Raw genomic sequence first — 21,437 nt, 5'->3', positions numbered from 1 at the left:
GCGCGCCTAGAGGTTGTAGGTCGAGTTGATGATGGCGCCCTTGCGGGCGTAGTGGATGACGGCGTCCTGGACGTCGAGCGGGTGGCAGGGGATGGTGCCCTCGATCAGGTCCTCCTCGCGCAGGCCGTGCAGCGCCATGCCGAAGCGGCAGACGAAGACGCGGTTGCCCTCGTCGATGAAGGTCTTCAGGGCGTCGTTGATGTTCTGCTCGCCCGGGAAGCCGGAGTCGCCGACGGTCGGGAAGCCGCGGGTGGCCATCGCGTTGATCGTGCCGGGGCCGTAGAAGTAGACGGCCGACTCGAAGCCCTTGCGAGCCGCGCGGGTCGCCTGCAGGATCGCGACGAAGCTGACCGACGACTCGTGCGCGATGCCGTGCACGAGGGTGAAGTAGGACTGGCCGGGCTCGGCCTGGTAGTCGGGGAAGACCTTGGTGGAGCCGTAGAGGTTGCTGCCCTTGGGCAGCGAGGGGTGCGCGATCTCGGAGCGCGACGTCTCGATGTTGGCGCTGATCTGCTCCTCGATCGAGGCCTGGTCGTCGGTGCTGTGGTCGGCGGGGGTGGTCTGGTCGTCGGTCATGAGAACCTCCGGGGTTCGGTGGGGAGCGCGCCGGACGGGGCGCGAGCGAGTGGTGCAGGGACAGGAGTGCCGGGTGGAACGGGCGGTGCTGTGATGCAGAGGCCGGTGTCGCTCGGGGCGGTGCGAGGACGAGCGGAGCGACGGGGCCGGGTCGGGAGCGTTCGTCCCGACTGCGTCCAGTCAAGGCCGCTCGTGTTTCGGAGTGGTTTCGGCCAGAAGAAGCCTGCGTGACGCCGGGCAGGCATCGGGTGGGCGCCGGGGCCGCCGCCGGATGTAACACGATCGCGTTCCCGATGTCATCGCTCCGAAACACCGCGTTGACCTAATGGAGGCTCACGACGTCGGACTCCGCCGTCGCGCACCGCTCGACTCGAGACTCCGAGGAGCACCATGACCGATCTGCAGACGCCCCGCCTCCGCACCGCCGATCCCGCACCCTCCGACTCCGCCGACTCCTCCTGCGCCGCCGACGCCTGCGGTTCCGCCCCCGTCCGCCGCACCGGCTCCTCAGCCCTGCGCACCCGCGTCGACATCGCCCTCCAGGGCATCCGCGTCGACGCCCCCGTGCACCGCGAGGCCGGCGCCGGCCCGAGCGACGACGGGCACGTGATGCTCGGCGGGCTCGGCGCCGCCATCCCGGTGAACCCGAAGAGCCCCTACGCCGTCACCAACGGCCGCCTCCTCCTCGACGGCGCCGACATCGGCCTCGACATCGAGCCGGTGAAGCGCCCGCGCTTCTACGACCTGAGCACCGCCGACGGCGTCTCCTACGAGAAGATCGCCCGCCTGCACGGCCGGAACATCCTGGCCACCACCGTCGTGCAGACCTGCATGCGCTACGACGAGGCCGAGCGCTGCCGCTTCTGCGCGATCGAGGCCTCGCTCGCCAACGACTCGACCATCGCGGTGAAGACCCCGGCGCAGCTCGCCGAGGTCGCCGAGGCGGCCGCCCGGCTCGACGGCATCCGCCAGATGGTGATGACCACCGGCACCTCCAAGGGCCGCGACCGCGGCGCCCGGCACCTCGCCCGCTGCGTCCGCGCGGTGCTCCAGGCCGTCCCCGGGCTGCCGATCCAGGTGCAGTGCGAGCCGCCGGAGGACCTCGCCGCGCTGCAGGAGCTCAAGGACGCCGGCGCCCTCTCCATCGGCATCCACATCGAGTCGATGGACGACGACATCCGCCGCCGCTGGACCCCCGGCAAGGCGCGCGTCTCGACCGCGAAGTACTGGGAGGCCTGGGACGAGGCGGTGCGGATCTTCGGCCGCAACCAGGTCTCGACCTACCTGCTCGTCGGCCTGGGCGAGGACCCGGACGAGCTGGTCGCCAGCGCCGGCGAGCTGATCGAGCGCGGGATCTACCCGTTCGTGGTGCCGTTCCGGCCGCTCAAGGGCACGCTGGCGACGGAGGTGGACCACGTCCTGCCGCCGGCCGGCTCGCTGCTGGAGAAGGTCAGCGAGCAGGTCGCCGCGCTGCTGATCGCCGCCGGGATGCTCTCCTCCGGGCAGAAGGCGGGCTGCGCGGCCTGCGGTGCCTGCGGTGTGCTGAAGACCGCCGGCGCCTGATGGAGCTCTCGATCCTCGAGGGGGTCCGGGCGGTCGCGCCGGCCGCCCGCGAGGCCTTCGTGGTCGGGGTCGCCGATGCGGCCGAGGTGGCCGCCTACCGGGCGCTCCGCCGCGAGGTGTTCGTCGGCGAGCAGGGCCTCTTCGACGCCGACGACCGCGACGCGCTCGACGAGGATCCGCGCACCGTGGTGCTGGTGGCCCGCTCGGCCGACGGCGTGCTCGGCGGGGTGCGGATCGCGCCCGCGCTCGAGCAGGATCTGGGCTGGTGGACCGGCAGCCGATTGGTGGTCCGCCGCAGCGCCCGAGGCGGGGCCGGAATCGGCGCCGCGCTGGTGCGCGCGGCCTGCGCCGAGGCCGAGGCGCGCGGCGTGATCCGCTTCGAGGCGACGGTGCAGACGCAGAACGAGGTGCTCTTCCGCCGGCTCGGCTGGGACCGGCTCGGCGCCGTCGAGGTCGCGGGGACTCCCCACGTGCGGATGCGCTGGCCGATCGACCGCTTCGACCGTCTCGCGCGCGGCGCCAAGGCCGCGCTCGGTCCACTGCTCGACGCCTTCGCCGGCCAGCTCGGCGGCCCGGGCTTCCGCGGCGACGACGGCGCCCCCGTCCCCGGCTCCGACCTCGTCGCCGTCTGCGACGCGATCGTCCCCTCGATGGTCGAGCGCGATCCGGAGTGGGCGGGCTGGTGCTCGGTGCTCGTCAACGTCAACGACCTCACGGCGATGGGCGCGGATCCGGTCGGCCTGCTCGACGCGGTCGCCGCGCGCGACGCCTCCTTCGCCGCCCGCGTCCTCCGCGGACTGCGCGCCGGCGCCGAGGCCTGGGGCGTCCCGCTGCTCGGCGGGCACACTCAGCTCGGCGTCCCGGCCGCGCTCTCGGTCACCGGCCTCGGCCGCACTGAGCGCCCGGTCCCGGGCAGCGCCCCGGTCGGGCACGAGCTGAGCCTGACCGCCGACCTCGCCGGCGGCTGGCGCCCGGGCTACGCCGGACTGCAGTGGGACTCGACCTCGGGCCGCTCACCGGAGGTGCTCCGCGCGCTGGCCGCGAGCGTCGGCACCGCCGCACCCGACGGCGCGAAGGACGTCAGCATGGCCGGCCTCGTCGGCACCGTCGGCATGCTCGCCGAGGCGTCCGGCGCGGGCGCCGAGCTCGAGGTCGCCGCGATCCCCCGCCCCGCCGCCGCGGGCCTCGCCGACTGGCTCTCCTGCTTCCCCGGCTTCGCGATGCTCACCGCCGACCGCCCCGGCGCCTCCCGCATGGGCACGCCTCACACGACGACCGCCGCCATCGGCCGCGTCGTCCCCGGCGAGGGCGTCACCCTCCGCTGGCCCGACGGCGAGACCACCCCCGCGATCACCTCCGCCGTCACCCGCCTCGGCCCCGCCTGACCCCCGCCGCGACCGCAGAACATCAGCTGAATCGAGCTCTCATCAGTCATCGGCGGTGAGTCGCCTTCTCAGCTGATGTTCTGCGGCGGTATCCGTTTGAGCCGCCGCCGCGCGGGTACCGGAGGTCTGCACGCGCGTCCGCGACCCCTGCGGACGCCTCCGACCGAGAGGTGACCGTGACCATCGACACCGCGACCCCCGCCGCCGGCACGACCGGCGCCACCGCCGACCTCGCCGCCGACGCCGTCTCCCGCGCCCGCGCCGCCTTCCCCGCCTGGGCCGCCACCGCGCCCGCCGAGCGCGGCGCCCTGCTGCGCGCCGCTGCCCACCGCGTGGCCGCCCGCGAGCAGGAGCTCGCCGACCTCAACACCGAGGAGACCGGCAAGCCCGCCGGTGACGCCCTCGGCGGCGTCCGCGCCGGCGTCGACACCCTGCTGCAGTACGCCGAGCTCGGCCCCCTGCACCGCGGCAAGAGTCTGCGCGGCGGCGCCCTCAACGTCGACCTCGCCCTGCCGCACCCGCGCGGCGTCGTCCTCGCGCTCACCCCCTGGAACGACCCGGTCGCCGTCGCCGCCGGCATGCTCGGCGCCGCGATCGTCTCCGGCGACGTCGTCGTGCACAAGCCCAGCGAGCGCAGCCCCGGCACCGGCGCCCTCTTCACCCGCCTGCTCGCCGAGGCCCTCCCCGAGGGCGTGCTGACCCTCGTCGAGGGCGACGGCGCCGTGGGCGACGCCCTGGCCCGCACCGACGGCGTCGACGTCCTGGCGCACGTCGGCTCGACCGCCACCGGCCGCGCCCTGGCCCGGATCGCCGCCGTCACCGGCGCGCACACCATCCTCGAGAACGGCGGCAACGACGCGCTCGTCGTCGACCGCGACGTCGACCCCGTCTGGGCCGCCGAGCAGGCCGCCCTCGGCGCCTTCGCCAACGCGGGCCAGATCTGCACCTCCGTCGAGCGGATCTACGTGCACCGCGACGTCGCCGAAGCCTTCACGGCCGCGCTGGTCGTCGAGGCCGAGCGCTGGCGCGACGGCCCGCTCCCCCGCCTGGTCGACGCGCGGATGCGCGACGCCGTGCACGAGCACGTCACCTCCGCCGTCCGCGACGGCGCCCGCGTCCTCACCGGCGGCGAGCCCGGCGACGGCACCTTCTACCCCGCCACCGTCCTCGCCGACTGCACCGACGAGATGCTGGTGATGACCGAGGAGACCTTCGGCCCCGTCGCCCCCGTCCTCGTCGTCGACGACTTCGACGAGGCGCTCACCCGCGCCGCCGCCGGTCCCTACGGACTCGCGGCCACCGTCCTCACCGCCGACATGGAGCACGCGCACCGCGCCGCGGCGACCCTCCCGGTCGGCACCGTCAAGATCAACGGCGTCTTCGGCGGCGCCCCCGGCGGCAGCGCGCAGCCCCGCGGCACCAGCGGCTCGGGCTTCGGCTACGGCCCGGAGCTGCTCGACGAGATGACCACCACCACCGTCGTGCACTTCGGCCTCCCCGTCCTCCCCGGCGCCGGGCGATGAGCCTCGAGGGCTCCGCACTCCAGCGGGCGAGCGCGCTGGTCGCGCACGTGCGCGAGCGGCCGCCGGTCGTCGCCGTCGTCGGCGACCTCATCCTCGACTCCTGGTGGCTCGGCGAGGCGGAGCGGGTCACCCGCGAGGCCCCCGCCCCGGTGCTGCGCCTCGAGGACGTCGTCGACGTCGCTGGCGGCGCGGCCAACACCGCGGCGAACCTCTGCGCGCTCGGCGCCGTCGTCCGCACGGTCGGCGTCGCCGGGCGCGACCCCGAGGGCGACCGCCTCCTCGCCGCGCTCGAGCGCGCAGGCCTGGACACCGGTGCGATCGTCCGGAGCGACGCCGCGACCACCATCAAGACCCGCGTCGTCGGCGGCGACAGCGTGATGCTGCGCGTCGACTCCGGCCCGCACCGCCCGTCCGACCCCGAGCTGGCCGAGCTCGCCGAGGCCGCCGTCCGCGCGGCCGACGGCGCCGACGCCGTGCTCGTCTGCGACTACGGATCCGGGATCCTGCGCGAGGCCGTCGAGCGCGTGCTCGCCGTGCGGCGCCCCGGCCTCCTCGTGATCGACGCGCACGAGCTCGCCGACTGGGCCTTCGCGGCCCCCGACCTGGTCACTCCGAACGCCAAGGAGGCGGAGCGACTCCTCGGCACCCCGCTCGGCCGCGGCACCGAGCGCGCCGCCGCCGTCCGCGCCGCGGCCGAGAGGCTCCGTGAGCGCTCCGGCGCCCGGCACGTCGTGGTCACCCTCGACCGCGACGGCTCGACCGCCCTCGACGCCGACGGCACCGTCTCCCGCACCTTCGCGCAGCCGGCCGAGGAGAAGCAGGCCTCGGGCGCCGGCGACACCTTCGCCGCCACCGCGACCCTCGCCCTCGCCGCCGGCCGCTCGCTGGCGACCGCCGTCGACCTGGCGCAGGCCGCGGCCGACGTGGTCGTGCAGCGCCCCGGCACCTCCGTCTGCACCGCGGACGACCTGCTCGCCTCGCTCGCCGCGCCCGGCGCCGTCGTGCTCGGCGAGGACGGCCTGGTGGAGGTGCTCGCCGAGGAGGCCCGCCGCGGCCGCCGCATCGTCTTCACCAACGGCTGCTTCGATGTCCTGCACCGCGGCCACACCGCCTACCTCCGTCAGGCGCGCGAGCTCGGCGACGTGCTGGTCGTCGCCGTGAACGACGACGACTCCGTCCGCCGGCTGAAGGGCGAGGGCCGCCCGATCAACCCCGAGGGCGACCGCGCGGGCGTCATCGCCGAGCTGGGCTGCGTCGACTACGTGACGCTCTTCAGCGGTGATACCCCGATCCCGCTGCTCGAGCGCGTGCAGCCCGACGTCTACGTGAAGGGCGGCGACTACGCCCCCGACATGCTCGCGGAGGCGGTGGTCGTCCGCTCCTACGGCGGCACCGTCACCACCGTGGGCTACGTCTCCGAGCACTCGACGACCGAGATGGTCCAGCGCATCCGCTCGTCGTCGGCGCCGTGAGCAGCCGGCGCTGGTCGGGGCTCTGGGGACGCGACCTGCCCCCGGAGGCCCCGGCCGTCGACGTCCTGATCCCGACGGCCGGCCGCTCGGCCGAGCTGGCGGCGACCCTCGCGGGCCTCGCCGCGCAGGACGATCCGCCGTTCCGCGTCGTCGTCAGCGACCAGTCGGACGCCGCAGTGACGGAGACGGACCCGACCGTGGTCTCGATGCTGCGGATCCTCGCCGCGCAGGGCCGCGCTCCGCTCGTGCGCCGGCATCTCCCCCGGCGGGGCCTCGCGGAGCAGCGGCACTATCTCCTCTCGCTCGCGACCGCGCCCGCGGTCCTCTACCTCGACGACGACGTCTGGCTCGAGCCGGGCACGCTGGCGCGGCTGCACGACGCACTCGAGCGCCTCGGCTGCGGCTTCGTCGGCTCGGCCGTGCAGGGGCTGTCCTACCTCGGCGACGAGCGGCCGCACGAGCAGACCGCCTTCGCGCCCTGGGACGACGGCGTCCAGCCCGAGCGGATCCGACGCGGGACGCCGGAGTTCGAGCGCTGGCCGCTGCACAACGCGGCGAACCTCACCCACGTCGCCGCGCGCCTCGACGTGCCGGAGGGCGCCTGGCGCGCCTACCGCGTCGCCTGGCTCGGCGCGTGCGTGCTCTACCGTCGCGAGGCGCTCGTCGCCTGCGGCGGCTTCGACTTCTGGGAGCAGCTGCCCCCGGAGCACAGCGGCGAGGACGTCGCCGCGCAGTGGCGCGTCATGGAGCGCTTCGGCGGCGCGGGGCTCGTCCCCAGCGGCGCCGTGCACCTCGAGACGCCCACGACGGTCACCGACCGGCGCGTGGACGCCTTCGACCGGCTCTTCACCGAAGAGCACCAGCACTGACCGAACGACGAAAGGACAGCACGATGGATGCACCCAACCCGATCCAGGTCCAGAAGTACCTCTCCGGGATCGACTACCCGGCCTCGAAGGACACGATCGTCGAGACCGCCGAGAAGGAGGGCGCCGACAGCGACGTCCTCGAAGCCCTCCGCGCCATCCCGGCCGGCGACTACGACAAGCCCACCGACGTGAGCTCCGCCGTCTCGAACGTCTGACCCCCTCCGCGAGATGCCACTTGTGAGCGCGACACGCCGTGTCGCCCGCTCACAAGTGGCATCTCGCACGTGGAGGTCGCACCTGCGGTGCGGCTCCCCTCCATGCTGGCCGAGCAGCCCTGCGTCACGAGGTCGCACCTCCGGTGCTGCCGCCCTTCCATGCTGGTCGAGTAGCCGTCCGCAGGACGGCGTATCGAGACCCCGCCCCGCCCGCACTCAGGCCGAGACCGCCTCGCGCTCCTTCAGCACGCCGGACTCCAGCGCCGCGAACGAGAGCACCTTGTAGCCCTCGGACTCGAAGAAGATCGTCGCGCGGTCGTCCTCGACGCTCATGACCGTCCCCGCACCCCACTCGCGGTGCTCGACGGCCTCGTCGACGCTCAACGGCGCATCGGCAGGAGCCGCGGACGCCGCCTCGTCGGCCGCCTCCTGGCGCGCCTCGTGCCGCTCGCAGCCGTCGCAGTTGCCACACCACTCCGGCCCCTCGACGCCGAAGTAGTCCAGCAGCACGCGCCGCCGGCACTGCGAGGTCTCCGCGTAGGCCCGCATCATCGACAGCCGCGACTCCGCGATGCGCTCGCGCGAGGCGAGCCCCTCCTTCACCGCGCGCACCGCGTCGTCCCCGCTGGAGTCGCTCACGGCCCGCAGGCCGCCCTCGGTCTCGAGCAGATCCGCCTCGGCCAGGTCGTTGACCAGCCGCGCGACGGTGCGCGGCGACTTGCCCAGCGCCTCCGCCAGCTCGTCGACCTGCACGCCCGGCTTGTCGGACACGGCCGCCCACACCACGCGCAGCGCGGCCGGCTCGACCCGGCGCTTGGCGAAGAAACGGCGCAGCCCGAGGTCCTCGAGCCGGTAGTGCAGCGCGGCCGTCGCGGGCTCGCTGTCGCGACCGGCGCGTCCGATCTCCTGGTAGTACGCATCGAGCGACTCGGACGTCGTCGCGTGCAGCACGAAGCGCACATCGCCGCGGTCGATCCCCATGCCGAAGGCGGAGGTGGCGACCACGACGTCCAGCTCGCCGTCGCGCCACTGCCGGTGCACGTCGCGCCGCTCGCTCGTCTTGAGCCCCGCGTGGTACGCCGCGACGGAGCGGCCCTCGGCAGCGATCTCCGCCGCGTAGGTCTCCGTCTCCTTGCGAGTGGCCACGTAGACGAGCCCCGGAGCGGTCCAGCTGCGGGCCTCCTCGGCGACGGCCGCGCGCTTCTCGTTCTCGCTCTCGTGGCGGTGCACCACGAGACGGATCTCGGGGCGGTCGACGCCGTGCACCTGCACCTCGGGGTCGGTCATGCCGAGCCGGTCGATGATCTCCTCGCGCACCGGCCGGGAGGCAGTGGCCGTCATCGCGAGCACCGGCGGGTCGCCCAGCGCACTGCGGACGTCCTTGAGTCGCAGGTAGTCCGGGCGGAAGTCATGGCCCCAGGAGGAGACGCAGTGCGCCTCGTCGACGACCAGGAGCGAGACGCCGGCCGCGGCAAGCCGGGCGACGTTCTCCTCCTTGGCCAGCTGCTCCGGAGCGAGCAGCACGTACAGCGGGCCGCCCTCGTCGATGCGCTCCCAGGCCCGCGCGACGGCGGCGGTGCCCTGCGCGGAGTTGATGGCGACGGCGGGCGGCGCGGCCGGCGCGGCCTCGATCGAGGCGAGCTGGTCGGCCTGCAGCGCGACGAGCGGCGAGACGACGAGCACGACGCCCCCGCGCTCGGCGCCGGCGATCTGGTACACGGCGGACTTGCCGCCGCCCGTCGCGAGCACGAGCAGCGTGTCCCGGCCCGCGGCGGCCGACTCGATGGCCTCGCGCTGCCCCGGCAGCAGCGACGTCCAGCCGAAGTCCTCGCGAGCGATGCGATCGACGCTGCTGCGCGTGATCTTCTTCGTGGCGGTCTTCTTCGCGCCGGACTTCTTCGCGCCGGTCTTCTTCGCGGTGGTCTTCTTCGCGGTGGTCGTCTTCGCGCGGCTCTTCTCAGCGGCAGCGGTCGTCGTGGCAGTGCTCTTGGTCGTGGCGGTGGTATCGGAACTGCGGGTCGTGCGGGACGAGCTCATGCTTCGACGCTACGACTCCGTCCCCGTCGAGCGTCTCCACTTGACAGCTCCGGGGAGCACGGTGAAGCCACCGCCCCGCCCCGTGCCGGTCGCAGAGCGCCGAAGCGCCCCCGTGCTGGCCGAGTAGCGCCGCAGGCGCGTATCGGGACCCACCTACCGCCGGAACGTGTCAAGACCCTGACGCCCGCCGCCGCCCGCGTGCTCCGATGGACACTCCGACGAGAGGAGCCCCCGTGCCCGAGAACGTGAACGAGGACCTGCCCGAGCAGGAGTCCGACCTGACCCCGAACACCGGCGGCGCCCAGACCGTGCTGCCCGGCGAGGACGCGACCGACGCGAGCGCCGCGGGCGCCGCTCCGGGCGGCACCGCCACCGACCGCGGCGTCTCCGACTCCGTCACGGAGGGCGACAGCGCCGGTGACACCGTCTCCGGCGACGCCGACCTCCCCGACGCCACGGACGGCCCCGTCACCGACGACCGCGCCTCCGCCGACTGAGTCGAGCCCGTCGACGTCCGCGAGATGCCACTTGTGCACGCGACACGCCGTGAGAAGCGTGCACAAGTGGCATCTCGCGAGGACGCGTCAGGCTCGGGACACCACCGGGCTGAAGAGCGTGCCGATGCCCTCGATGTCGATCGCGACCGTGTCGCCGTTGGCGATCGGCCCGACGCCGGCGGGCGTCCCGGTCAGGATGATGTCGCCCGGCAGCAGCGTGAACACCCGCGAGACGTAGGCGATGATCTCGGGCACCCCGTGGATCATGTCGCCGGTGTTCCCGGACTGCAGCCGCCGTCCGTTCACCCGCGTCTCCAGCGCGCTCTCGTTCCAGACGAACTCGGTCTCGATGACCGGCCCGATCGGGCAGAACGTGTCGTAGCCCTTCGCCCGGGCCCACTGCCCGTCCGACTTCTGCAGGTCGCGCGCCGTGACGTCGTTCGCGATCGTGTACCCGAAGACGACGTCCTCGTAGTCCTCCGCCCGCACGTTCCGCGCGATCGCCCCGATCACGACCGCGAGCTCGCCCTCGAACTCCACCTGCTGGCTGTCCTCGGGCAGCACGATCGCCTCGTCCGGCCCGATCACCGAGGTGTTCGGCTTGAGGAACATCAGCGGCTCGGCCGGAGCGTCGCCGCCCATCTCGGCCGCGTGGTCGGAGTAGTTCTTGCCGATCCCGATCACCTTCGAGCGCGGGATGACCGGCGCGAGCAGCTTCGCCTCGGCGAGCGGGATCCGCTCGCCCGTGGTCTCGAAGCCCGCGAACATCGGGTCGCCGGCGAGCACGACCAGGTCGTCCTCGTCCAGGATCCCGAAGTGGATCGCGCCCCCGTTGTCCCCGGAGCGCTGTGTGGCGAATCGTGCGATCTTCATGCGTCCAACCTCGTCATCCAGCCGTGCGTGTCCTCGCGACGTCCGTACTGGATGTCGGTCAGCTCCTCGCGCAGCGACATCGTCAGCGCGCCGGCCGGCGCGCCCTCGTGGCCCACCGAGAAGCCGTCGCCCTTGAGCTCGGCGATCGGCGTGATGACCGCCGCGGTCCCGCAGGCGAACACCTCCACCACGTCGCCGGACTCGACCCCGTCGCGCCACTCGTCGATCGACACCTGGCGGCGCTCCACGCGGTGGCCGCGGTCCTCGGCGAGCTGCAGCACGCTGTCGCGGGTGATCCCCTCGAGGATCGAGTCCGACTCCGGCGTGACGAGCGTGCCGTCCTTCTTCACCAGCACCACGTTCATGCCGCCGAGCTCCTCGATCCAGCGCGACTCCTGCGAGTCGAGGAAGAGCACCTGCGCGCAGCCGTGCTGGTACGCCTCCTGCTGCGGCAGCAGCGACGAGGCGTAGTTGCCGCCGGTCTTCGCCGCGCCGGTGCCGCCCTTGCCCGCGCGGGCGAAGGACGTCGACAGCCAGATCGACACCGGGGCCACGCCGCCGGAGAAGTAGGCGCCGGCCGGGCTCGCGATCACGTAGTAGCCGACCTCCTCGGCCGCGCGCACGCCGAGGAACGCCTCCTTCGCGAACATGAACGGCCGCAGGTAGAGGCTCGTCTCCGGCTCGGACGGCACCCAGGCACCGTCCGCCGCGATCAGCTGCCGCAGCGACTCGACGAACAGCTCGGTCGGCAGCTCGGGCAGTGCGAGTCGCCGGGCGGAGCGCTGCAGCCGGCCGGCGTTCGCCTCGGGGCGGAAGGTCCAGATCGAGCCGTCCGCGTGGCGGTAGGCCTTCATCCCCTCGAAGATCTCCTGCGCGTAGTGCAGGACCGCCGCGGCGGGGTCGAGCTGGATCGGGCCGTAGGGCTCGACGCGCGCCTGGTCCCAGCCGCCGGCGCGCGACCAGCGGATGTCGACCATGTGGTCGGTGAAGTGGACCCCGAAGCCGGGGTTCGCGAGGATGCGGGCGCGCTCCTCGTCGGAGCGGGGCGCGGGGTTGGCGGTCACCTCGAAGGCGAGGGCCTGCGCGGGGAGGGTGTCGGTCATGAGGGGTTCTTCCTGAAGTGGCGTGGGGCCCGGGGGCGGGGGCCGGAGAGGAGGGTCAGCGGAGCCGCGAGACGACGGAGTCGCCGATCGCGGCCGTGGAGCGCGGGGTGCCGTCGCGCGACTCGATGTCGGCGGTCACGGCCGCCGTCACGCGGGCGGCCTCGTCGCCGCGACCCAGGTGGTCGAGCAGCAGCGCCACCGACAGGATCGCGGCGGTCGGATCGGCGAGCTGCTTCCCGGCGATGTCGGGCGCGGATCCGTGGACCGGCTCGAACATGCTGGGGAACGCGCCGTCGGGGTTGATGTTGCCCGAGGCCGCGAGTCCGATGCCGCCGCTGATCGCGCCGGCCAGATCGGTCAGGATGTCGCCGAACAGGTTGTCGGTGACGATGACGTCGAACCTAGCAGGATCGGTCACCAGGAAGATCGTCGCCGCGTCCACGTGGAGGTAGTCGACGGCCACGTCCTCGTAGGTGGCCCCCACCTCGTCCACGAGCCGCTTCCACAGCGAGCCCGCGAAGACCAGCACGTTCGTCTTGTGCACCAGCGTCAGCTTCGAGCGGCGCTTGCGGGCCAGCTCGAAGGCGTGCCGGACGACGCGCTCGACGCCGTAGGCCGTGTTCACCGAGACCTCGTTGGCGATCTCGTGCGGCGTCCCCTGGCGGATCGACCCGCCGTTGCCGACGTACGGCCCCTCGGTGCCCTCGCGGACGACGACGAAGTCGACCTCGCCGGGCGCCGACAGCGGCGACGGCACGCCCGCGTAGAGGCGGGTCGGACGGAGGTTGACGTAGTGGTCGAGCGCGAAGCGCAGGCGCAGCAGCAGCCCGCGCTCGATGTTCGCGTCCCTGAGGCGCGGGTCGCCGGGCACGCCGCCGACGGCGCCGAGCAGGATCGCGTCGTGCGCGGAGATCGAGGCGAGGTCCTCGTCGGTGAGGACGTCGCCGGTCTCGAGGAACCGGCCGGCGCCGAGCGAGAACGGCGTCTTCTCGATCACCAGGTCGGAGCCGGCGATGACGGCGTCGAGGACCTTCACGGCCTCGGCGATCACCTCCGGTCCGATCCCGTCTCCGGGGATGACGGCGAGCTTCACGGTGCGGGTCATGGCGGTCCTCAGACGTGCGGGGGGCACGGGCCGGAGTGCTGCGCGTCCAGAGGACTGGGTGCGCGGAGCACTCGAGCGTGCGGGGCAGGAGACCAGCCCAGCGTACTCTCGGGCCGCGCCGCCCGCCGGTCGCGCCGCGTCAGCTCCGGCGCAGGCGCCAGGCCGCCACCACACCGGCGAGCAGCACCAGTCCGACGCCGATCCAGGCCGACCAGCCGACGCCCGCGTCGAACGCGGCTCCGGCCGAGGCGAGCAGGCTCGACGCCGACTCCGCGGGGATCTCGCCCGCGACCGCGACCGCACCGCCCAGGGTCTCCCCCGCACGCTGCGCCTGGCCGGCGTCGAGGCCCTCGGGCAGCACGACGCCGCTCCGGTAGGCGGCCGTCAGCACCGTGCCGAGCGTCGCCGTGCCGAGCACCGCGCCGAGCTCGTACGCCGTCTCCGACACCGCCGAGGCGGATCCGGCCTTGTCGGCCGGCGCGTTCGCGAGCACCAGCTCGTTGGAGACCGTCTCGGCCGCGCCGATCCCGAGGCCGAGGAAGGCGAACGAGATCGCGACGGTCAGCGCGGAGGCGCCGCCGGGCGCCGCGCTGCCGATGGCGAGCAGCGCGTAGCCGACCGCCGAGATGACGAGTCCGGCCGGCACGACGATCCGCGGCGAGATCCGCCGGGCGATCGGCACCACGCCGAGCCCCGCGCCGATCATCACCACGAGCCCGGGCACCAATACCAGCCCGGCCTCGAGCGGCGAGAGGCCGACGACGAGCTGGAGGTGCTGCGAGACGAAGAACAGCCCGCCGACCAGCGCGACGACGCTGAGCAGGTTGACCAGGATGGCCGCGCTGAACGAGCCGCGGCGGAAGAGCGAGAGGTCGAGCATCGGCACCTCGCGGCGCTGCTGCCGGCGCACGAAGAGCACGCCGCTCACGACGCCGACCACGAGCGAGAGCACCGCGACCGCGTCGATCCCGTGCTCGGCGGCCGACTTGATCGCGTAGACGATCGGCGCCATCGTCGCGAGCGACAGCACGATGCTGACCACGTCGACCGGGCCCGGCTTCGGGTCACGCGACTCCGGCACCAGGATCGGCGCGAGCACCACCAGCGGCAGCAGCACCGGCACCGCGAGCAGGAACACGGAGCCCCAGGCGAAGTTCTCCAGCAGCACGCCGCCGACCAGCGGGCCGACGGCCGAGCCGACCGCGAACCCGGTCGCCCAGATCGCGATCGCCATCCGGCGCTGGTCGCGGTTCGGGAAGAGGCTGCGCAGGAGGGAGAGGGTCGAGGGCATCAGGGTGGCGCCGAAGAGACCGAGCGCCGCGCGGGCGGCGATGAGCGCGCCGGCCGTCGGAGCGAAGGCCGCCGCGACGGAGACCACCGCGAAGCCGACCGCGCCGATCAGCAGGAGCTTCCGCCGGCCCACCCGGTCGCCGAGGCTGCCCATCGCCACCAGCAGTCCGGCGAGCACGAGCGGGTAGGCGTCGACGATCCAGAGCAGCTCGGTGCCGGAGGGACCGAGGTCCTCCGCGATCAGCGGCAGCGCGAAGTTGAGGACGGTGTTGTCGACCGAGACGAGCAGCACCGGCAGCATCAGCACGGCCAGCGCGAACCAGGCGCGGCGGCCGACGCGGGGTCCGTCGGGCTCGACGGCGGCGCGCGCGGCGGGGCCGAAGGTCGTGACGGTGCTGACGGGTGCGGTGCGGGCGGACACAGTGGTGCTCTCTCTCGAACGGGGTGATCGCGACCGAGTATACCGTCCAGCCGGTACAGTAGCCAGGGGTGGAACCGGGATCCGTCTCTAGGATGGAGCCCATGCCCGCCGCCCCCGCCCGCGACCGCGTCCTCGACGCGTTCGAGGCCCTGCTGATCGAGCAGGGCGAGCGCTCGGCCACCCTCGACGCCGTCGCGAAGGCCGCCGGAGTCTCCAAGGGCGGGCTGCTGTACCACTTCCCCTCGAAGGACGCCCTCGTCGACGGACTCGTCGGACGGCTCGACGACCGCCTCGCCGAGGACATCGACCGGATCCGCACGTCCGACGAAGGCGTCGTGCCGTACCTGATCCGCACCTCGTTCGCCGCGGACACCCCCTTCGACCGCACCATCCTCGCCGTCTCGCGCGTGGCCCAGGGCCACGACGAGCGCGCGAGCGCCGGCCTCGCCCGCATCCACGACAGCTGGTACGCCGTCGTCGCCGAGGCCGTCGGCGACCCCCTGGTCGCCCGCGCCATCGTCCTGCTGAGCGACGGCCTCTACTACAACTCCGCCCTGCTCCCCACCGGCGACAGCCCCCGCGGCGAGGCCGCCGACGTCCTCGCCGTCATCGCCCGCCTCCTCCCGAGCTGACCCCGGAGGAGCGGCGCCGTCCCGGCCGCCGGTGGAGCGGCCGCATCCGCGACCACCCGAGCCCTTTGCTGGTCGAGTAGCCGGCCGCAGGCCGGCGTATCGAGACCCACCACCGCCGGCACGCCGGATCTCGATACGCCCGCTCCGCGGCCTACTCGATCAGCATGCAAGGAGCAGCGGCTGATGCGCCTGCCACGCGCTGCCATGCCATGCCGGCGGGCATGCTGGTCGAGTAGCCGGCCGCAGGCCGGCGCATCGAGACCCGCCGCCTACAGCCGCACGGTCCCCTCGATCAGCGTCGCCGTCGCCCCGCCGATCCACAGGTCGTCCCCCACGCGCTCCACGAGCACGCGTCCCGCGCGTCCCATCGCGGTCCCCTGCGCCGCGACGTACCGCTCGGGCGCGAGCCCGGCCCCGATCAGCCACTGCGCGATCCCCGCATTCAGGCTGCCGGTCACCGGATCCTCCGCCACCCCCGCGTCCGGGATGAACGCGCGCACCTCGAAGGCGCACTCCGCCCCCGCCGGATGCGGTCCGACCACGCCGACGGCAAGCCCGCCGAGCCGCGCCGACTCCGGGCGGATCGCGAGCACCCGCTCCGCCGACTCCAGCCGCAGCGCCAGCCAGCCCGGCCCGTTGTCCGCCCACTCGTGCCCGAGGATCTCCTCGCGCGCGAGCCCCAGCGCTGCCGCCGCACGCGCCAGCGTCGGCTCGTCCACCGGCCCCGTGCGCTGCCGCGGCGGCGCCGCGAACGCGATCGCCCCGTCCGACACCCGGAGCAGCACGAGCCCCGCCGCGCACTCCTGCACCAGCACTCCGGAGTCGCGGGGCACTCCCCCGGCCGCGAGCCACGCGTGCGCACTGCCGAGCGTCGGGTGCCCGGCGAACGGCAGCTCGCGCCGCGGCGTGAGGATCCGCAGCCGGTAGTCGGCCTCCGGGGTCGTGGGCGGCAGCAGGAACGTCGTCTCCGAAAGGTTCGTCCAGCGCGCGAACACGGCCATCGACGCGTCGGACACGCCGTCGCCGTCGACGACCACCGCCACCGGGTTGCCGAGGAACGGCTCCGCGCCGAACACGTCGACCTGGGCGAACCTGCGCTCCATGCTGCCGTCTCCTCCGCCGCGCTCGGACCTACTCGGTGATGTCGATCTCCTGCATCAGGTCGGCGTCGATCGCGACGCGGACCTTCTCCAGCAGTCCGTCCGGCGCCGGCGAGTCGATCGTGATCACCGAGAGGGCCTTGCCGCCCGCCTCGGTGCGCGCGATCTGCATGCCCGCGATGTTGACGGAGGCCTCGCCGAACTCGCGCCCGTAGACCGCGACGATCCCGGGACGGTCGACGTAGCTCATCACCACGTGGTGCTTCGCGAGCGGCACCTCGACGTCGTAGCCGTTGATCGCGACGAGCTTCTCGACCTGCTTGGTGCCGGTCAGCGTGCCCGAGACCGAGATCTGCGAGCCGTCCGAGAGGGCGCCGCGGAGTGTGATCACGTTGCGGTACTCGTCCGAGACCGCGTCCGTGATCAGCCGCACCTCGATGCCGCGCTGCTCCGCGAGCACCGGCGCGTTGACGTACGACACCGTCTCCGACACCACGTTGCTGAAGACGCCCTTGAGCGCCGCGAGCTTGAGCACCTTGACGTCGAAGCCGGCCAGCTCGCCGCGCACCTCGACGTCGATCGACGTGACCGGCGAGGCGGCGAGGCCGGAGAAGACCTGGCCCAGCTTCTCGACCAGCGGGATGCCCGGGCGGACGTACGGGTCGATGACGCCGCCGGCGACGTTCACCGCGTCCGGCACGAGCTCGCCCGAGAGCGCGAGTCGCACCGACTTCGCGACCGAGACGCCGGCCTTCTCCTGCGCCTCGTCCGTCGACGCGCCGAGGTGGGGAGTGACGACCACGTTCTCGAGGGCGAGCAGCGGCGAGTCGGTCGGCGGCTCCTTGACGAACACGTCGAGCCCGGCGCCGGCGATGGTCTTGGCGACGAGCGCGCGGTGCAGCGCGTCCTCGTCGATCAGCCCGCCACGCGCGACGTTCACCAGGAACGCGGTCGGCTTCATCAGTGCGAGCTGCGCGTCCGAGATCATCCCGGTGGTCTCCGGGGTCTTCGGCATGTGGATGGTGATGAAGTCGCTCTGCGCGAGGAGCTCCTCGAGCGGCAGGAGCGTCACGCCGAGCTGCTGCGCGCGGGCGCTGGTGACGTAGGGGTCGTAGGCGACGACGTTCACGCCGAAGGCCTGCAGGCGCGCGGTGATCAGCGCGCCGATACGGCCCAGGCCGATGATGCCGACCGTCTTCTCGTAGAGCTCGACGCCGGTGTACTTCGAGCGCTTCCAGAGACCCTGCGCGAGCGCGCTGTGCGCCGCCGGGATGTGACGGGCGAGGCTCAGGATGTGGCCGACGGTGAGCTCGGCGGCCGAGATGATGTTCGAGGTCGGCGCGTTCACGACCATGACGCCCGCGGCGGTCGCGGCGGTGATGTCGACGTTGTCGAGGCCCACGCCGGCGCGCGCGACGACCTTGAGCGAGGGCGCCGCGGCGATCGCCTCCGCGTCGACCTGCGTCGCGGAGCGGACCAGGATCGCGTCGGCCGAGCCGAGCGCCTCGAGCAGCGCGGGGCGGTCGGTGCCGTCCACGGAGCGGATCTCGAAGTCGGGACCGAGGGCGTCCACGGTGGCGGGCGAGAGTTCTTCGGCGATCAGGACGACCGGCTTAGTCACGAGAGGCGCTTCCTTCGGAGAGGGGACGGAGCGGGCACCGAGCACGAGGGCCGGTGGAGCCCCCGCCACTGTAGCGGAGGCGCGCAGCCGTCCCCGGCCGTGTGACGCCCGGCCTCGACGGCGGGCGCGACGGCGGCCTAGAGCGAGACGAGGCTCTCGAATCCGAGGATCAGCTGCACGTCGAGCGACAGCGCCGCGGAGAGGCAGAGCGCCGCGAACAGCAGCCCGGTCCGCGCCAGGAGCCCGCGCCGGCGGCCGAGAATCAGTGCCAGCACGAAGCAGACCACCGGCAGCGCCAGCCCGAGCAGCAGCACCGTCCAGCCCGTGCCGTTCAGGTCGGTGCCGAGCGTGGCGGCGTAGGTGCGCAGGCCGACCAGGTTGCCGATCCCCTCCCAGACGTCCCAGGCGAAGAAGAGAGCGAAGACCGCGGCGATCAGCACCGAGAGCAGGAGGCGCTTCCGACGGCCGTCACGGTGTCCGGTCCCGCCGAGGGTCGCCTTCACCGTGCTCCCGGTCGCGGCGAAGTCGGTCGATGCGCTGTCGCTCATCACGCCCCCTTCAGGAACGGCAGGGGTGCCAGCAGGATCAGCCCGGCGATCAGCCAGAGCACCCGGGTGCGCGTGCGGGCGCTCCGCGTGCCGAGCAGCACGGCGGCGAACCAGGCCGCCGGCCCCGCGACCGCGAGCCAGAGTCCGAGGCCGTAGAGTCCGCCGCCGAGCGGGTCGCCCCCGAACGTCCCGGCGACCGTGGCGTTCTGCCGTGTCGCGGTGATCATCCAGCCGATCGTCCAGAGCAGGTACAGGCCCGCGGCGACACCCATCGCGACCAGCAGCACGGAGGAGGCGGCCGCCGCGTCGGCGGCGTCGCGCTCGTCGTCCTCATCGTCCTCGAGCTCGTCGTCGTCCTCACGGAGCTCGTCGTCGTCCTCGCGGAGCTCGTCCGGCAGCTCGTCGACGTCGCCCTCGCGCATCTCACGGACCTCCGGAGCCGAGCGCACCGCACGGGGTGTCCGGCGTCGTACCGGGGCGTCGCCCGCCACCAGGGTGGGGTCGCCGCCCTCGCCCGCCCAGCTGAGCGCGTCGTCGTCCCGGTCGTCCTCGGGTCTGCTGTCGATCACCGCAACACCCTAGCCGCGCGGCCTCGCCGTCGGCTCGGAGCAGCCCGACACCTCCCCGCCACCGCGGCGTCACCGTCCGGCCTCCCCGGCGGGCGACCCTTCGGGGATGGCGGAGCAGTCGGGGACGGACGAACGCGGGGTGGAGGGCGGCCGGCGCCGCTACGTCGCGATCGGCGACTCCTTCACCGAGGGCGTCGGCGACCCGCACCGGCTCCTGCCCAACGGCGTGCGCGGCTGGGCCGACCGCGTGGCCGACCGGCTCGCCCGCGCCGAACCCGGCTGGGAGTACGCGAACCTCGCGATCCGCTCCAAGCGGCTCGCCCAGATCACCGCGGAGCAGCTGACGCCCGCGCTCGAGCTGCGGCCGACCCTCGTCACCCTCTACGCCGGCGGCAACGACATCCTCGACCTCGGCACCGACATGCGCGTCCTGATCGACGGCTACGAGCACCTGGTCGACGCCCTGGCGACGACGGGCGCGTCGCTCGTGCTCTTCACCGGCTTCGACATCCCCGGGCTGCCCGCCCCCCGGATGTTCGTCAAGCGCAACCGCGTCTACAACAGCGCCGTCCGCCGCATCGCCCGCGAGCGCGGCGCCGTCCTCGTCGACTACTGGCGGATGCAGGCGTTCCGCGACGCCGCGATGTGGTCGAGCGACCGGATGCACCTCTCCAAGCGCGGGCACCGCGTGCTCGCCGCCCAGGTGCTGGACGTCCTCGGCGTGCCGCACACGATCTCGGTGGGCCCGTGGGACCCGCCCGAGCCGCTCACGCCGCGCGAGCTGCTGCGCGACCAGTACCGCTGGGCGCACGACTGGGTGCTCCCCCTCGTCGGCCGGAAGATCCGCCGGGTGACCCTGGGCGACCACCTCTCCCCGCGCTGGCCGGAGCCCGTGCTCGTCCCGCCCAAGGGCGGCCTGCGCCGCCTCGCCCGGGACACCGCCCGCTGACGAGCGTTCACGCGCAGAACATCAGCCGAGAGCACTCGTCATCCGCCATCGGCGATGAGCAGCACTCTCCGCTGATGCTCTGCGCGACGAGTCGCCCGATCCCGAAGCGTCGGCCGCTAGGACAGCAGCGGCAGTCCCGCCACCAGCAGCAGCGCCACCGCGAGCATCACGATCGGCGCCACCCGCCCCGCACCCGCGCTCGACGGCGCGGGCCTCCGCGCCAGTCCGGTCAGCCGGCGGCGGTCGATCGCCGCCGCTCCCCCGCGCACCGACAGCGGTCCCTCCTCGAGATCCCCCGGCCAGCGCTCGACCAACAGCCCGCGGCTCCGGGCCAGGGCGGCGTCGGACGCGCGCAGCACCGCCAGCGGCAGCCCGTTCGCCTGGGACGAGCCGATCCCGGCCGCAGCTCCGGCCGCGACGACGACCGCCGCGGTGACGACGGCCCCCTCCGAGCCCTGCAGCGCGATCACCGCGATCATCAGCAGCACGCCGGCGAGCGCGAGGACGATGCCGACGAGCGAGAGCGCCGAGAACAGGAGGGAGTGGGCCCGCAGATCCCGCGTGGCCGCCCTCCTCCTCGCCTCGGCCCGTGCGGCACGCGACGGCGCGAGGATGCCGACGAGGTCCGCCGGCGAGAGCGCGTCCTCCGGCAGTCGCAGGTCGAACGGCAGATCGGCGGTCTCCGCGAGGTCGTCCCGGCCGAGGTCGGCGGGGACCGGCCAGGCGGCCCGGGCGAAGCGGGCTCCCGCGGCCTCCGTCCGTCTCCGCAGGGCGGTGGCGGTCGCCACGAGGACCGTGCCGGCGATCAGCGCCAGCGCGAGGGCCGTGACCGTCCGCAGCGCCACCGGCGCCGACTCGAGGATCCCCCCGGACGCCAGCGCGAGCGCCGCCGCCAGCCCACCACCGGCCACCCCGCACAGCACGATCCCCGCCGACACCTCGTACGACAGCCCGTCCCGCGCCGCCGCCACGCCCTCGTCCCACTGCCGCAGCCGCCGTGCCCGTCGCTCCATCCGCCCCACGCTACCCGCGCCTCCCGTGAGCTCTCCCGCGGTTCGCCTGCTGATCGAGCAGCCCGCGCAGCGGGCG

Annotated in this window: 20 protein-coding genes; 9 read left to right on the top strand and 11 right to left on the bottom strand. The window is 73.8% G+C overall.

Features of this window, described 5'->3' with window-relative positions; all coding sequences use genetic code 11:
* Positions 1–6 precede the first annotated feature (6 nt).
* A complete protein-coding gene (locus tag MT355_RS03900) occupies positions 7–576 on the bottom strand; it encodes an MSMEG_0572/Sll0783 family nitrogen starvation response protein (RefSeq protein WP_243598594.1) in 570 nt (189 codons plus the stop codon).
* A 390-nt stretch (positions 577–966) separates the two neighbouring features.
* Between MT355_RS03900 and MT355_RS03895 the strand changes: the two genes are divergently transcribed.
* The 6 genes from MT355_RS03895 to MT355_RS03870 all read left to right on the top strand — a co-directional run bounded on the left by MT355_RS03895 (position 967) and on the right by MT355_RS03870 (position 7,603).
* Positions 967–2,139: an MSMEG_0568 family radical SAM protein gene (locus tag MT355_RS03895; RefSeq protein WP_243598593.1), complete on the top strand. Its 1,173-nt coding sequence runs from the start codon at positions 967–969 to the stop codon at positions 2,137–2,139.
* On the top strand, positions 2,139–3,524 hold the full coding sequence (locus MT355_RS03890; protein ID WP_243598592.1) for an MSMEG_0567/sll0787 family protein: 1,386 nt from the start codon (positions 2,139–2,141) through the stop codon (positions 3,522–3,524). Before MT355_RS03895 ends, MT355_RS03890 begins: the two co-directional genes overlap by 1 nt.
* Positions 3,525–3,700: 176 nt before the next feature.
* Positions 3,701–5,047, top strand: coding sequence for an aldehyde dehydrogenase (locus tag MT355_RS03885; RefSeq protein WP_374204630.1), 1,347 nt, complete (start codon positions 3,701–3,703; stop codon positions 5,045–5,047).
* Positions 5,044–6,519 carry a D-glycero-beta-D-manno-heptose 1-phosphate adenylyltransferase gene (gene rfaE2, locus MT355_RS03880; protein ID WP_243598591.1) on the top strand — a complete coding sequence of 492 codons (1,476 nt, stop codon included), beginning with the start codon at positions 5,044–5,046 and terminating at the stop codon, positions 6,517–6,519. The genes MT355_RS03885 and rfaE2 overlap by 4 nt, the downstream gene beginning before the upstream one ends.
* Positions 6,516–7,388 carry a glycosyltransferase family 2 protein gene (locus MT355_RS03875; protein ID WP_243598590.1) on the top strand — a complete coding sequence of 291 codons (873 nt, stop codon included), beginning with the start codon at positions 6,516–6,518 and terminating at the stop codon, positions 7,386–7,388. Before rfaE2 ends, MT355_RS03875 begins: the two co-directional genes overlap by 4 nt.
* A 23-nt stretch (positions 7,389–7,411) precedes the next feature.
* The gene (locus tag MT355_RS03870) at positions 7,412–7,603 is read left to right on the top strand and encodes a DUF2795 domain-containing protein (protein ID WP_243598589.1); all 192 of its coding nucleotides are present in this window, start codon (positions 7,412–7,414) and stop codon (positions 7,601–7,603) included.
* A gap of 216 nt (positions 7,604–7,819) precedes the next feature.
* Here MT355_RS03870 and MT355_RS03865 read toward each other — a convergent pair whose 3' ends face one another.
* Complete coding sequence (locus MT355_RS03865) at positions 7,820–9,640, bottom strand: RecQ family ATP-dependent DNA helicase (protein WP_243598588.1); 1,821 nt, start codon at positions 9,638–9,640, stop codon at positions 7,820–7,822.
* Between the two features lie 233 nt (positions 9,641–9,873).
* Here MT355_RS03865 and MT355_RS03860 point away from each other — a divergent pair, with 233 nt between their 5' ends.
* Positions 9,874–10,137 (top strand): hypothetical protein, encoded by a 264-nt coding sequence (locus MT355_RS03860; RefSeq protein ID WP_243598587.1) that lies wholly within the window; start codon positions 9,874–9,876, stop codon positions 10,135–10,137.
* An 87-nt stretch (positions 10,138–10,224) separates the two neighbouring features.
* On the opposite strand, the gene MT355_RS03855 is transcribed toward MT355_RS03860, so the two are convergent.
* The 4 genes from MT355_RS03855 to MT355_RS03840 all read right to left on the bottom strand — a co-directional run bounded on the left by MT355_RS03855 (position 10,225) and on the right by MT355_RS03840 (position 14,929).
* Positions 10,225–11,010, bottom strand: coding sequence for a fumarylacetoacetate hydrolase family protein (locus tag MT355_RS03855; protein WP_123447967.1), 786 nt, complete (start codon positions 11,008–11,010; stop codon positions 10,225–10,227).
* The gene (locus MT355_RS03850) at positions 11,007–12,113 is read right to left on the bottom strand and encodes a branched-chain amino acid aminotransferase (protein WP_243582333.1); all 1,107 of its coding nucleotides are present in this window, start codon (positions 12,111–12,113) and stop codon (positions 11,007–11,009) included. Before MT355_RS03850 ends, MT355_RS03855 begins: the two co-directional genes overlap by 4 nt.
* A gap of 55 nt (positions 12,114–12,168) precedes the next feature.
* Positions 12,169–13,218, bottom strand: a complete 1,050-nt coding sequence (locus MT355_RS03845) for a 3-isopropylmalate dehydrogenase (protein WP_243598586.1) — start codon at positions 13,216–13,218, stop codon at positions 12,169–12,171.
* A gap of 139 nt (positions 13,219–13,357) precedes the next feature.
* Positions 13,358–14,929: an MFS transporter gene (locus MT355_RS03840; protein ID WP_243598585.1), complete on the bottom strand. Its 1,572-nt coding sequence runs from the start codon at positions 14,927–14,929 to the stop codon at positions 13,358–13,360.
* Positions 14,930–15,030: 101 nt separating this feature from the next.
* Here MT355_RS03840 and MT355_RS03835 point away from each other — a divergent pair, with 101 nt between their 5' ends.
* A complete protein-coding gene (locus MT355_RS03835; protein ID WP_123447970.1) occupies positions 15,031–15,561 on the top strand; it encodes a TetR/AcrR family transcriptional regulator in 531 nt (176 codons plus the stop codon).
* A 269-nt stretch (positions 15,562–15,830) separates the two neighbouring features.
* Here MT355_RS03835 and MT355_RS03830 read toward each other — a convergent pair whose 3' ends face one another.
* The 4 genes from MT355_RS03830 to MT355_RS03815 form a co-directional block, all read right to left on the bottom strand.
* A complete protein-coding gene (locus MT355_RS03830) occupies positions 15,831–16,664 on the bottom strand; it encodes a PhzF family phenazine biosynthesis protein (RefSeq protein ID WP_243598584.1) in 834 nt (277 codons plus the stop codon).
* A 28-nt stretch (positions 16,665–16,692) separates the two neighbouring features.
* Complete coding sequence (gene serA / locus MT355_RS03825) at positions 16,693–18,282, bottom strand: phosphoglycerate dehydrogenase (protein ID WP_123447972.1); 1,590 nt, start codon at positions 18,280–18,282, stop codon at positions 16,693–16,695.
* Positions 18,283–18,419: 137 nt separating this feature from the next.
* On the bottom strand, positions 18,420–18,830 hold the full coding sequence (locus MT355_RS03820) for a hypothetical protein (protein ID WP_243598583.1): 411 nt from the start codon (positions 18,828–18,830) through the stop codon (positions 18,420–18,422).
* Entirely contained in the window at positions 18,830–19,399 is a 570-nt protein-coding gene (locus MT355_RS03815; protein WP_243598582.1) for a hypothetical protein, read from the bottom strand. Before MT355_RS03815 ends, MT355_RS03820 begins: the two co-directional genes overlap by 1 nt.
* A gap of 106 nt (positions 19,400–19,505) precedes the next feature.
* Between MT355_RS03815 and MT355_RS03810 the strand changes: the two genes are divergently transcribed.
* Positions 19,506–20,348, top strand: a complete 843-nt coding sequence (locus MT355_RS03810; RefSeq protein ID WP_243598581.1) for an SGNH/GDSL hydrolase family protein — start codon at positions 19,506–19,508, stop codon at positions 20,346–20,348.
* 116 nt (positions 20,349–20,464) lie between these two features.
* Here the strand turns inward: MT355_RS03810 and MT355_RS03805 are convergent, their stop codons facing one another.
* Entirely contained in the window at positions 20,465–21,361 is an 897-nt protein-coding gene (locus MT355_RS03805; protein ID WP_243598580.1) for a hypothetical protein, read from the bottom strand.
* Positions 21,362–21,437 lie beyond the last annotated feature (76 nt).

Origin of the sequence: Rathayibacter sp. VKM Ac-2929, from assembly GCF_022815495.1 — a bacterium.
Classification (GTDB): Bacteria; Actinomycetota; Actinomycetes; order Actinomycetales; family Microbacteriaceae; genus Rathayibacter; species Rathayibacter festucae.
This window is presented reverse-complemented; position numbering and strand designations above follow the sequence as displayed.